Annotated in this window: 14 protein-coding genes and 1 tRNA gene; 11 read left to right on the top strand and 4 right to left on the bottom strand. The window is 70.7% G+C overall.

What is annotated here, in order from left to right; translation table 11 throughout:
- Positions 1-9 precede the first annotated feature (9 nt).
- A complete protein-coding gene (gene tadA, locus ABZ725_RS09470; RefSeq protein ID WP_358802158.1) occupies positions 10-441 on the top strand; it encodes a tRNA adenosine(34) deaminase TadA in 432 nt (143 codons plus the stop codon).
- Between the two features lie 67 nt (positions 442-508).
- Positions 509-593 (top strand) — tRNA-Ser (locus tag ABZ725_RS09475).
- Here the strand turns inward: ABZ725_RS09475 and ABZ725_RS09480 are convergent.
- Entirely contained in the window at positions 588-833 is a 246-nt protein-coding gene (locus tag ABZ725_RS09480) for a PLDc N-terminal domain-containing protein (RefSeq protein ID WP_358802159.1), read from the bottom strand. The genes ABZ725_RS09475 and ABZ725_RS09480 overlap by 6 nt on opposite strands.
- A 206-nt stretch (positions 834-1,039) precedes the next feature.
- On the opposite strand from ABZ725_RS09480, the gene ABZ725_RS09485 reads away from it, so the two are divergent.
- The 5 genes from ABZ725_RS09485 (at position 1,040) to ABZ725_RS09505 (ending at position 4,755) form a co-directional block, all read left to right on the top strand.
- A complete protein-coding gene (locus ABZ725_RS09485; RefSeq protein ID WP_358802160.1) occupies positions 1,040-1,216 on the top strand; it encodes a hypothetical protein in 177 nt (58 codons plus the stop codon).
- Between the two features lie 17 nt (positions 1,217-1,233).
- Positions 1,234-1,527: a Dabb family protein gene (locus tag ABZ725_RS09490; protein WP_358802161.1), complete on the top strand. Its 294-nt coding sequence runs from the start codon at positions 1,234-1,236 to the stop codon at positions 1,525-1,527.
- 250 nt (positions 1,528-1,777) lie between these two features.
- Complete coding sequence (locus tag ABZ725_RS09495; RefSeq protein WP_358802737.1) at positions 1,778-2,650, top strand: RNA polymerase sigma factor SigF; 873 nt, start codon at positions 1,778-1,780, stop codon at positions 2,648-2,650.
- 360 nt (positions 2,651-3,010) lie between these two features.
- Entirely contained in the window at positions 3,011-3,913 is a 903-nt protein-coding gene (locus ABZ725_RS09500; protein ID WP_351907853.1) for an RNA polymerase sigma factor SigF, read from the top strand.
- Positions 3,914-3,978: 65 nt separating this feature from the next.
- Positions 3,979-4,755, top strand: coding sequence for a hypothetical protein (locus tag ABZ725_RS09505; protein ID WP_358802162.1), 777 nt, complete (start codon positions 3,979-3,981; stop codon positions 4,753-4,755).
- A gap of 72 nt (positions 4,756-4,827) precedes the next feature.
- Here ABZ725_RS09505 and ABZ725_RS09510 read toward each other — a convergent pair whose 3' ends face one another.
- On the bottom strand, positions 4,828-5,025 hold the full coding sequence (locus tag ABZ725_RS09510; RefSeq protein WP_351907849.1) for a hypothetical protein: 198 nt from the start codon (positions 5,023-5,025) through the stop codon (positions 4,828-4,830).
- Between the two features lie 247 nt (positions 5,026-5,272).
- On the opposite strand from ABZ725_RS09510, the gene ABZ725_RS09515 reads away from it, so the two are divergent.
- The 4 genes from ABZ725_RS09515 to ABZ725_RS09530 all read left to right on the top strand — a co-directional run bounded on the left by ABZ725_RS09515 (position 5,273) and on the right by ABZ725_RS09530 (position 9,821).
- On the top strand, positions 5,273-5,812 hold the full coding sequence (locus tag ABZ725_RS09515; RefSeq protein WP_358802163.1) for a MarR family transcriptional regulator: 540 nt from the start codon (positions 5,273-5,275) through the stop codon (positions 5,810-5,812).
- Between the two features lie 13 nt (positions 5,813-5,825).
- A complete protein-coding gene (locus ABZ725_RS09520; protein ID WP_358802164.1) occupies positions 5,826-8,396 on the top strand; it encodes an MFS transporter in 2,571 nt (856 codons plus the stop codon).
- 83 nt (positions 8,397-8,479) lie between these two features.
- On the top strand, positions 8,480-9,301 hold the full coding sequence (locus ABZ725_RS09525; RefSeq protein WP_358802165.1) for a YceI family protein: 822 nt from the start codon (positions 8,480-8,482) through the stop codon (positions 9,299-9,301).
- 49 nt (positions 9,302-9,350) lie between these two features.
- A complete protein-coding gene (locus ABZ725_RS09530; RefSeq protein ID WP_351907840.1) occupies positions 9,351-9,821 on the top strand; it encodes a PPOX class F420-dependent oxidoreductase in 471 nt (156 codons plus the stop codon).
- 61 nt (positions 9,822-9,882) lie between these two features.
- Here ABZ725_RS09530 and ABZ725_RS09535 read toward each other — a convergent pair whose 3' ends face one another.
- Together ABZ725_RS09535 and ABZ725_RS09540 are read right to left on the bottom strand one after the other, a co-directional pair.
- A complete protein-coding gene (locus tag ABZ725_RS09535; protein ID WP_358802166.1) occupies positions 9,883-10,641 on the bottom strand; it encodes a TetR/AcrR family transcriptional regulator in 759 nt (252 codons plus the stop codon).
- Positions 10,642-10,798: 157 nt separating this feature from the next.
- Positions 10,799-12,196, bottom strand: a complete 1,398-nt coding sequence (locus tag ABZ725_RS09540) for an MFS transporter (protein ID WP_358802738.1) — start codon at positions 12,194-12,196, stop codon at positions 10,799-10,801.
- Between the last annotated feature and the right edge of the window lie 15 nt (positions 12,197-12,211).

Genomic DNA, 12,211 nt, shown 5'->3' on the forward strand with positions numbered 1-12,211 from the left:
CGGGCCGCGATGCGGCTCGCCCTGGAAGAGGCCAGGCTGGCCGGCGACGGCGGAGACGTCCCGGTCGGCGCCGTCGTGCTGGGTCCGGACGGCACGACGGTCCTCGCCGCCGGCCACAACGAACGTGAGGCCGGCGGCGATCCGACGGCCCACGCGGAGGTGCTCGCCGTCCGGCGGGCGGCCGCCGCGCTCGGAGAGTGGCGGCTGTCCGGCTGCACGCTGGTGGTGACCCTCGAACCGTGCACGATGTGCGCGGGCGCGATCGTGCAGTCCCGGGTGGACCGGGTCGTCTACGGCGCCCGCGACGACAAGGCGGGCGCGGTCGGCTCCCTGTGGGACGTCGTCCGCGACCGGCGGCTCAACCACCGCCCGGAGGTCGTCGAGGGCGTCCTCGCAGAGAGTTGCGCGGACCTCCTCACGGAGTTCTTCCGCGACCGCTGAGCCCTCGCCCGACCCCCTCCGAATACCGATTTCAAACCGGGGCTCACCGTGCTGTAAGGTCTCTCTCGGTAGCGTGTCCGAGCGGCCGAAGGAGCTCGCCTCGAAAGCGAGTGTGGCGCAAGTCACCGAGGGTTCAAATCCCTCCGCTACCGCGCTTGAGCGAAGGGCTCGACCCCAGGGGTCGGGCCCTTCGCCGTGTTCGGTATCGGCTTCTTGCCCAGGTACAGCCAGACGAGGCCGCCGAGGACCGGGGCGTGCAGCAGGAAGAGCAGCCACAGCAGCTTCGGCACGTACCGGACCCGCTCTGCGGGGGTGCGGATGCAGTCGACGATCGCCGACAGGATCAGCAGGGCCGCGAGCAGCATCAGAGCGGCGAGCGGCAGGTCCGTCATTCCCAGCATTGTTCTTCCCTCTCGTTCGGCCTCGCGCCCTTCGCGTCGGGCGCGTTCTCCCCCTCATCGGATGACGGCACCCGATCGGTTCACGCATCGGTTCACGAACTCGCCGCACACGATCAAAAGCGGTGTGAAAATCGCACTTGCGGTTACACTCGCCGCCGTCAACAGGGGCCCAAGTGGGCACATACAGGGGAGGCCAGGTGGCGGTGAACGCCAAAAAGATCGCCGTCTACGTACTCGTGGTCTTCGTGCTCTACGTGATCATCACGGACCCGTCCAAGGCGGCGGACTACGTCCAGATAGGCTTCGAGGGCATATCGGACGCCGCCAAGGCCATCGGGGACTTCTTCACCTGGCTCGCCGACGGGGCGAAGTAGCACCTACGGGAGTGCCCATGATCCGCCACCTGGTCCTTTTCAAGCTCAACGAGGGCGTCGAGCGCGACGATCCCCGGGTCGTACAGGGCGAAGCGGCCTTCCGGGCCCTGGGCGGGCAGATCGACGAACTGCGCTTCTGGGAGCTGGGCTGGAACGTCAGCGACCGTCCCATCGCCTACGACTTCGCCATCAACTCGGCCGTCGAGGACGCGGACGCGCTGAAGCGGTACATCGAGCACCCGGCCCATCAGGCGGGCGTCGCGCTGTGGCGGGAGTTCGCCACCTGGGTGGTCGCCGACTACGAGTTCTGAGGCGTCCCCACCGCCGGAACACCGCCGGAACACCGGTGGACCGTCGCCGGAAATCCGTCGGCGCTTCGCCGGTACAGAGCCCTCCGCCGGAACGGCGGGGGGCTTTTGCGCGTCCGAACAGCGATGAATACCCCAACTTCTCCCTCAACACGGGGTAATGGGGTGCTTGCACACAGTGCACATGTCTTGTGATGCTATGACCGCTTTTGACGGATGAGTTGACCGATGTTGACCTGACGAAGAGGTGGCGTTGACCGTGTCGGCCAGTACTGCGCCGCCTCAGGAAGAGGCACCCCCGGCACCCGCCCCGGAGACCGTGCCGACGCCCGCCCCCGAAGCCGTCCTGACGCCCGAGCGGCGGCGCGGCGCCGACACCCGGGCACTGACCCAGGTGCTGTTCGCCGAGCTCAAGGAGCTCCAGCCGGGCACGCCGGAGCACCACCGGGTGCGCGGGGCGCTCATCGAGGCCAACCTCCCGCTCGTGCGCTACGCGGCCGCCCGCTTCCGCTCCCGCAACGAGCCAATGGAGGACGTCGTCCAGGTCGGCACCATCGGCCTGATCAACGCGATCGACCGCTTCGACCCGGACCGGGGCGTGCAGTTCCCGACGTTCGCCATGCCCACGGTCGTCGGCGAGATCAAACGGTACTTCCGGGACAACGTCCGCACGGTCCACGTGCCGCGCCGGCTGCACGAGTTGTGGGTGCAGGTCAACGGCGCGACCGAGGACCTGACCACCGCCTTCGGCCGCACTCCCACGACGGCCGAGATCGCCGAGCGGCTGCGCATCGCCGAGGACGAGGTCCTCTCCTGCATCGAGGCGGGCCGCTCGTACCACGCCACCTCGCTGGAGGCGGCCCAGGAGGGCGACGGCCTGCCGGGCCTGCTCGACCGCCTCGGCTACGAGGACCCGGCGCTGGACGGCGTGGAGCACCGCGACCTCGTCCGCCACCTTCTGGTCCAGCTCCCGGAGCGCGAGCAGCGCATCCTCCTCCTGCGCTACTACAGCAATCTGACGCAGTCCCAGATCAGCGCGGAGCTCGGCGTTTCCCAGATGCACGTGTCCCGGCTGCTCGCGCGCAGCTTCCAGCGACTGCGCTCCGCCAACCGCATCGAGGCGTGAGCCATCGATGCGCGAGCCGGGAGTCCGGCCCTGAGGACCTGAGGACCTGAGGACCTGATCCGGGGCTCGGGACACGTAGCTCGATCGGTGATCGCAAGCACGAGCGAGTCGTCACCGCTGGGAGCGAATCGGTCAACAAAGCAGTTCCCGGCCGAACTGGTCTGAAAAACCGTCACACCCCCTCTTTCCAGGGCTGTTTCGTTACTCACATGTCGACATGTCACTACAGCGTGTTGCCGACATGTGACATTCTGCCGGAAGCGCGTTTGCCGGGGCCTCGGCTCCGGTATTCAGGTGAAGGCTGACGTTCCTCAAGCAAGAGCGTTCGCCGCGACCGTCCCGCGACCCAAAGGGGGTGGCATGTCCGCAGATCAGGGCAGCTCGAAGGTGCTCACGCTCACGAAGAGCGAATCCGCGCCCGTCGTGCCTGTCGAGCCCGACGTGCTCGACGACGTCATGGCCCCCGAGGCCCCCGAAGCCCCGGCCCTCACGGCCACGGGGGCCATCGACACCCGCACCCTGTCCCGCTCTCTGTTCCTGCGACTGGCCACTCTCGCCGAGGACAGCCCCGAGCGCGTGTACGTCCGGGACACCCTCATCGAGCTCAACCTCCCGCTGGTGCGGTACGCGGCGGCCCGGTTCCGCTCGCGCAACGAGCCGATGGAGGACATCGTCCAGGTCGGCACCATCGGCCTGATCAAGGCGATCGACCGCTTCGACTGCGAACGGGGCGTGGAGTTCCCGACGTTCGCGATGCCGACGGTCGTGGGCGAGATCAAGCGCTTCTTCCGCGACACGTCGTGGTCGGTGCGCGTCCCGCGCCGCCTCCAGGAACTGCGCCTGGCCCTCACCAAGGCCAGCGACGAGCTCTCCCAGAAGCTGGACCGCTCCCCGACGGTCGCCGAACTCGCCGCGGTGCTGGGCGTTTCGGAGGAGGACGTCGTCGACGGCCTCGCGGTCGGCAACGCCTACACGGCCTCCTCGCTGGACTCCCCGGCCCCGGAGGACGACGGCGGCGAGGGCTCCCTGGCCGACCGCCTCGGCTACGAGGACACGGCCCTGGAGGGCGTGGAGTACCGCGAGTCGCTGAAGCCGCTGCTGGCCAAGCTCCCGCCTCGGGAGCGCCGGATCATCATGCTGCGCTTCTTCGCCAACATGACCCAGTCCCAGATCGGCGAGGAGGTCGGCATCTCCCAGATGCACGTCTCCCGCCTTCTCACCCGGACCCTGGCCCAGCTGCGCGAGGGCCTGATCTCCGACTGACCCGCCCGACTTCCCGCTCGGGCAGGGGACTTCCATCCTGACGGAGTGTCAGCGACACTGTCGCGATGCGAAGTCCGACACGGGCACGTGGCCGCCGGGGCGCCGTATGGGGCGCGTCGGCGGCCGCCGTCGTGGTGGGAGCGGCGGGACTGCTGGCCGGCTGCGGAGGCGGCGGCCATGGACGCGACTACGTCGCCATCGGCGCCGCGGGCGACCCGGCGCCGCCGGGCGCTCATGCGGGCGACTCCGCGGATCCGACAGGCGGGGTGCGGCTCGTCCCGCTGGACGGCGGCTCCCCTGACGGAAAGCCCGATCCCGGGACGACGGGAACGACGGGGACGACTGCGCAAGAGGCGGGGGACGGCACCTCGCGCCTCACGGAGCCCGGTTCCGGTTCACCGCAGGCCTCGACCGGCCAGGGCGGCGAGAGCGGCCAGGGCGGCCAAGGGGGCGGGGGCGGCCGTACGACCCCGAGCTCCCCCGTGCCGACGCCCACGGCCCCGTCACCGGCCCCTTCCGGCAGCGTGCCCGCCGGACCGGCCGCGCTCTCCGTGAGCGCGCCCGTCCGCGCGGGCACGGATCAGCGGTGGTGCGAGGACGTGACCCTCGCCTTCCACAACTCCGGCGGCACGGCGGTGGGTTCCGGCACGGTCACCTTCGGGACACACGTCGTCGACCTGCTCGGCTTCGACTGGGCCACCCGTGAGTCGACGGCCCCGCTTCCGACGCCGATCGCCGCCGGCGCGCGCGGAGAGCGGACCTGGCGGGTGTGCGTCGACGCATGGCGCGTCCCGCTGGGGATGCATGTCGAGACGCGGGACGTCTCCGTGCGGTGGGAGTGAGAAGGCCTTACCGAGAAGGACTGCTCACTTCGAGCACTGCCTACTTCTAGGACTGCCTACTTCTAGGACTGCCTACTTCAGCGCCAGCCAAGCGACCGCCGCGACGATCACGACCGCGGCGACGATGCCGACGATCAGGCCGATGCGGGGGCCGGCCGGCGCGGGAGCCGGCTGGGCGGCCCGAGGGGCGCCCTCGTCGACGAACGCGCGGAACATCTGGGTGCTGCCGGCGGGGTCGTGGTTGCCCTGGGGGCCCTGCGTGTTAGCCATGGGCCGAGACACTAGCGAAAACGGTGGGTGCGGCCCAAGTGGGGGTCGCCACAGGCACCGTGCGGTCGACCGGGCCGGCCGCTTCGACCAGCGGGTTCGCCGACCCCGGGGCCGCCGATCCGACCTGCGCGTTTACCCCCGCAATACTTGCCTTTGCCAACTTTTTGCGGCGCTCGCAACCGGTTTTATTTGCCTGCAGCAACCAACTGCTTCTATGGTTGCCCTAAGCAACGAACCGGGAGGTGTGATGGCCGCGCAGGCCCAGTACGAGGAGCTGGCACGACAGCTCAGCGCCGTCGGCGCCGTGAAGCGGGACCTCGGGCGGATCCTGCCGCAGGACTGCTCCGCGGGCTCGGCCGCCGTACTGGCGCTGCTCGGCCGCCACGGGGACATGCGCATGAGCAACCTCTCCGAGCTGCTCGCCGTCGACATGTCGGTGACCAGCAGGCAGGCCGCGCATCTCGCCGAGCGGGGCTGGCTCGAGCGCTCCCCGGACCCGGCGGACAAACGCTCCCGCATCCTGCGCCTCACCCCAGCGGGCCACGCGATGCTCGCCGAGCTGTCCCGGCGGAGCGCCGATCTGCTGGCGGAGCGGCTGGGCGACTGGACGGACGCCGAGGTCGGCCTGCTCATCGGGCTGCTGACCCGGCTGCGCACCAGCTTCGGCGACTGCCGGACGATCGCGCACCGACCGCCGCCCCCGCCTGCGCCCCCGCCCGTGCCCTCACCTCCCGTTCCCGTAAGCGAACGAACAGAGACCACCCGTACACCCGCAGAAGCAACGTAAGAGAAGGAAGCTCATGGCAACGACCACACCAGCCGGTGTGCGGGCTCATGCGAAGCACGGCGGAGGGTCCCACGGCTCCGCCGAGGCCGCTCCGATGACCCACCGGCAGATCATGGAGGCACTCTCCGGGCTGCTGCTCGGGATGTTCGTGGCGATCCTGTCGTCCACGATCGTCTCGAACGCCCTTCCGGAGATCATCGGCGACCTCGGCGGCGGGCAGTCCGCCTACACCTGGGTCGTGACCGCCACTCTGCTGGCGATGACGGCGACCACCCCGCTCTGGGGCAAGCTCGCCGACCTGTACGACAAGAAGGCGCTCGTCCAGATAGCGCTCGTCATCTACGTGCTGGGATCGGCGGCGGCCGGGCTGTCGCAGAACCCCGGGATGCTGATCGCCTGCCGGGTCGTGCAGGGCGTCGGCGTCGGCGGTCTGTCCGCCCTCGCGCAGATCGTCATGGCGGCGATGATCTCGCCGCGTGAGCGCGGCCGTTACTCCGGCTACCTCGGCGCGACCTTCGCCGTCGCCACCGTCGGCGGTCCGCTGCTCGGCGGTGTCATCACCGACACCAGCTGGCTCGGCTGGCGCTGGTGCTTCTACGTCGGCGTGCCGTTCGCCGTCATCGCGCTGATCGTGCTGCAGAAGACCCTGCACCTGCCGGTCGTGAAGCGGGACGTCAAGGTCGACTGGGCCGGCGCGTTCTTCATCTCGGCGGCGGTGTCGCTGCTGCTGGTCTGGGTCACCTTCGCCGGTGACAAGTACGACTGGCTGTCGTGGCAGACGTACACGATGATCGCCGGTTCGATCCTGCTCGGGCTCGTCTTCGTGTTCGTCGAGTCGCGGGCGGCCGAGCCGATCATCCCGCTGCGGCTGTTCCGCAACCGGACCATCACCCTCTCCTCCCTCGCCTCGATGTTCGTCGGCGTGGCGATGTTCTCCGGCACGGTGTTCTTCGCCCAGTACTTCCAGCTGGCCCGGGACAAGTCGCCGACCATGTCGGGCGTCATGACGATCCCGATGATCGGCGGCCTGTTCGTCTCCTCCACCGTCTCGGGGCAGTTCATCACCCGCACCGGCAAGTGGAAGGCCTGGCTGGTCGGCGGCGGTGTGCTCATCACGGCCGGCCTCGGACTGCTCGGCACGATCCGCTACGACACGGACTACTGGAAGACCGCCGTCTTCATGGCGCTGCTGGGTCTCGGCGTCGGCATGATGATGCAGAACCTGGTCCTGTCCACGCAGAACCAGGTCGACGCCAAGGACCTCGGCTCCGCCAGCTCCACCGTCACCTTCTTCCGGTCGCTCGGCGGTGCGATGGGCGTCTCGGCGCTGGGCGCCGTCATGGCCAACCGCATCACCGACTACGCCAAGGACGGCATCGCCGACCTCGACCCCAAGTACGCCTCCCTCGCCTCCGGTTCCTCCGGCCAGATCCCGGACATGGACAAGCTGCCCGCGCCGCTGCGCACGGTCATGGAGAGCGCGTACGGCCACGGCATCGCGGACGTCTTCATGATCGCGGCCGGCCTGGCGCTGCTCGCCCTTCTGATCACCCTGTTCATCAAGGAGGTCCCGCTGCGGACGAAGGGCGCGCCCGCCCAGGCGGCGGAGACTCCGGGCCAGACGGAGACCTCGGCCGCGCAGACCCCGGCCGCTGCCACTGCCACTGCCACTGGCGCTGCCGCGGTCGCGGTCGCCGCCGAGGAGAAGGTCCCCAGCTGGGCCGTCACCGAGTCGGCCGCGGATGCCGGTCCCACGGCCGGTCCGGAGGGCGCTCAGCGGCTCTCCGCCGTCGCCGTCGTCGAAGCGCCGCAGGCGCCCTCGGGCGGCATCCCGGTGCACGGCTTCGTGCGCGGCGCGGAGAGCGCGCCCGTCCCGCAGGCCGCCGTCACGTTGATCTCGCTCGCGGGACGGCAGCTCGGCCGGTCGGTCGCGCAGGCCGACGGTTCCTACGGGCTGGACGCGCCGGGTACGGGTTCGTACGTGCTGATCGCCGCCGCGGACGGGTTCCAGCCGCAGGCCTCCACGGTCGTCGTGAACGGCGAGCCGGTCGCGTACGACATCCTGCTCAGCGGGACCAGCGGGCTCAGCGGTGTCGTGCGGGCCGCCGAGTCGGGCGACGGCGTCAAGGACGCGATGGTGATCGTCACCGATGTGCGCGGCGATCTGCTGGCCACCGCGGCCACCGGTGAGCAGGGCGAGTTCGCCTTCACCGAGCTGGTGCCGGGCGCCGTGACCGTCGCGGTGAACGCCGTCGGGTTCCGGCCGCGCGCCCTGCCCGTCGAGGTCGGCGCCACGGGTGTGACCCGGGTGGAGGTCGTCCTCGACGCGGGCGCGCAGCTCCAGGGCGTCGTCCGGACGCCGTACGGTCTGTTGGCCGACGCGCGCGTGACGCTCGTGGACGCGGCGGGCAACGTGATCGGCACGGCCACCACCGGCGCGGACGGGGCGTACGCCTTCGCCGACCTCGACGGCGGCGAGTACACGGTCATCGCGACCGGCTACCCGCCGGTGGCCACCGCGCTGACCGTCGCGGGCGCCGGCGTCGACGGGCACGACATCGAACTCGCCCATCCCGGCGAGTAGTCCACCGGTCCACCAGTTGTCGGCTCCGGCCCGGTGCGGGGTTAGCCCCGCACCGGGCCGGTTCCAGTTGAGGAGTACGTGAGATGGGACTGACCGCGAAGATCCGCACGCGGGACGGGTGGGCCGTGTCGCACGCGGTCGTCACGGTGACCGATATGACGGGCGGCCAGGTGCTGCGCGCCGAGGCCGACGCGGAAGGCGCCGTGCGGGACGCGACCGAGCTCGCCCCGGGGGCGTACACGGTGATCGTCACGGCGGTCGGGTACGCGCCGACGGCGTCCAGCGCGATCGTCACGGCGAGCCGGCGGGCCGAGATCGGAACCGTGACGCTGTCCCGGCAGGGCGGCACCGAGCTGCCCCCGCCCGGCGCCTGGACCGTGGACCCGGCGCACTCGACGGTCGGCGCGGTCGCCCAGCACCTGGGCATCAGCAGTGTGCGCGGCCGGTTCACCGAGTTCTCGGCGGCGATCGAGGTCGCCCCGGACGACGTCGCCAAGTCGCGGGTGGAGGCGGTGATCCGGGCGGCCTCCATCGACACCGGCAACGCCCTGCGCGACACCCACCTGCGCTCGGCGGACTTCCTGGACGCCGAGACCCACCCGGAGATCGTCTACCGCTCGACCGGGCTGACGGTGGCCGGCCAGGACCGCTGGACCGTCCACGGCGAGCTCGCCCTGCGCGGTGTCGTACGGCCCGTCGACCTCGACCTCGCCTACCTCGGCACCGGCTCCGATCCCTGGGGCGGCACCCGTGCGGCCTTCCGGGCGACGACGGAGCTGCGGCGCGAGGACTTCGCCATGAACTACAACCAGGTCGTCCAGGCGGGCATCGCGGCCATCGGCACGGCCCTGAAGGTGGAGCTCGACGTCCAGGCGGTGCAGGGGGACACGCTGCCGCAGGCGTAGGACCGGCAGGATCACGTGCGCCCGGCCGTCCGCCGCCTAGGCTGGCCCCATGGCACCGAACATCGCGACGAACACCAAGGTCTCCCTGGACGAGCTGCTGGACTTCGTCCGTCCCCGGCACCGCGCGATCCTGCTGACCCGGCGGACCGACGGCAGCTCCCAGGCCTCGCCGCTGACCTGCGGGGTCGACGACTCCGGGCGGATCGTCGTCTCCACGTACCCCGAGCGGGCCAAGACCCGCAACGCCAAGCGGGACGACCGGGTCGGCGTCCTCGTGCTGAGCGACGACTGGAACGGGCCGTGGGTCCAGATCGACGGCACGGCCGAGGTCGTCGACGCGCCCGACTCCGTCGAGCCGCTCGTGGAGTACTACCGCAACATCGCGGGCGAGCACCCGGACTGGGACGAGTATCGGCAGGCCATGCTCAAGCAGGGCAAGTCGATCATCCGGATCACCCCGCAGCGGTGGGGACCGGTCGCGACGGGCGGCTTCCCGGCACGGCTCGTCGCCGACCAGTAGTCCGTCCTGCTGGTCCGTCCGGCTACTCCGTCCGTCCCGCTGGTCCGTTCGGTTCGTCGGGTCAACCCCGTTCGACCATCGCCTCGATGCCCGCGATCACCAGGTCGAGGGAGAAGTCGAAGTCCCGCTCCCACATCTCCTCGACCGTGCCGCCGCCCCGGGCCGCCATGATGTCCTCCGACTCCTTGACGATGTCGGCGGCCTGCGGGGCCTGCGTCACCGTGCTCATGGCGTGCCGGAAGTACTCGTCCGGGGTCATGCCCCCGGCTCTGGCGCGGGCGATGAAGTGGCCCTCGATCGTGCCGAAGCCGTACACGAACTGGAAGACGGAGGACGTGGCCGCCGCCAGACCGTGGACGGGCAGCCCGGTGCGGCGGATGAGGTGCTGGACGACCCGGGAGAAGGCCAGGTTGTTCGGGCCCAGGTTGAGGAAGGTGCCCGCCAGCGGCGACACCCAGGGGTGGCGGACGAGCAGGGTGCGGTACTCCCGGGCCAGCGTGCGCAGTTGGCCGCGCCAGTCCTCGCCGGAGTCCGGGTCGGGCAGGCTCATCTCGCCGAAGACCGCGTCCAGGGCGAGTTCGAGGAGGTCGTCCTTGGTGTCGACGTACCAGTACACGGACATCGCCGTCACGTTGAGCTCGGCCGCCAGCCGCCGCATGGAGAACCTGGCCAGCCCCTCGGCGTCCAGCAGCCGCACGGTGACCTCGGTGATCCGGTCCCGGTCGAGCCCGGACACCTGCCCCGCGCCCCGCCCACGCCGACGCGCGCTGCCCTCCACCCACACGCTGTGGTGCGCGGCTTCCCTGGCGGTCTCGGCCATGGCGAGGCACCTTCCTGAACTACTGGTCGCTGAGGAAGATGCTATGCGGCGTCCCGCCGGCGGGACGCGCGGGACCGCTCCGATCTGCGACTTCCCCAGGATCTGTCCTAGGACCTGGCCTAGGGGCCTGACCTAGGGACCTGTCCTAGGACCTGACCTAGGCGGCCAGCACCGACTTCTGCTCTGCGCGGTCCGCTCGCCGCAGCAGCCCGGCCGCGACGACACCGCCCAGCAGGACGGCCACCGCCCCCACCGCCTGCCCGACCCCGAGCGCGGTCGACAGCGACTTCCCCGATGCGACGGACGAACTGAGCACCGCTCCCAGCACCGCCACTCCCAACCCGTTCCCGAACTCCGCCAGCGTTCCGTTGATCCCCGCGCCCACCCCCGCCTTCGCCGGCGGTATCGCCTTCATGATCGCGTGGGCCATCGCCGGGTTGGCGACCGCGCAGCCGATGCCGATGAGGACCAGTCCGGCCGCGGTCCCGGCGTACGCCTCGCCGGTCGTCGCGATCGACACCAGCCCGCCCGACATCACGACCATGCTCGCCAGGACCGCCCTCGGCGCCCCCAGCCTCACCGTCAGCTTCGCCGCCACCCCGCTGAAGTTGAGCAGGACGACGGTCAGCGCGAGCGGCGCCGTCCGCAGGCCCGCCTCCAGGGGTCCGTATCCGAGGACGAACTGCAGATGCTGGGTGAGCAGGAACAGCGCGCCGCTCATCCCGAAGGTGATCAGGACCGCCCCGGCGACCGCGCCGGTGAACCCACGGTCACGGAAGAACCCCAGGTCGAGCATGGGGTACGGGATCCTGCTCTCCCAGTAGGCGAACAGCGCCAGGACGACGACCGCCACCGCCGCGCTCACCAGCACCCGCGACGAGGTCCAGCCGTGCGCCGGGCCGGAGATGATCGCGAAGACGAGCGAGGCCATGCCGACGGTGGAGAGGACCGCGCCGAGCAGGTCCGGACGGTCTCCTTGCGGGTTCTTGGACTCCGGGACCAGGGCTGCCACCGCCGCCAGGGCGAGGGCCGCGACCGGCAGGTTGATCAGGAAGATCGCGCCCCACCAGAAGTGGTTCAGCATGAACCCGCCGATCAGCGGGCCGGTGGCGAAGCCGAGCGCGTTCACCGCAGCCCAGATGCCGATCGCCCTCGGCTGCTCCTCGGGCGTGAAGATCTGCATCGCCACGGCGAGGGTGGTGGTGAGCAGCAGCGCGCCGCCGACCCCCATGCCCGCGCGCGCCGCGATCAGCTGGGTGGAGGTGGTGGCGAGTCCGGCCACCACTGAGCCGATGCCGAACAGCGCCAGGCCGGTGGCCAGCAGCTTCTTCCGGCCGTAGCGGTCGGCGGCGCTGCCCGCGGTGAGCAGCAGGCCGGACTGGACGAGCGAGTACGCGTTGATCATCCACTGGATGTCGGAGGTGGTCGCGCCCAGCTCACGGGTGAGCGAGGGGATCGCGACGTTCAGGATCGTGTTGTCGAGCAGCACGGTGAGCTGCGCGAGGCAGATCACGGCGAGGATCAGCCAGCGTCGGGGATGGCCCTGGGAGGACATAGACATGCTGTACAC

It is taken from the genome of Streptomyces sp. NPDC006872 (genome assembly GCF_040635845.1).
In the GTDB taxonomy this organism is placed as follows: domain Bacteria; phylum Actinomycetota; class Actinomycetes; order Streptomycetales; family Streptomycetaceae; genus Streptomyces.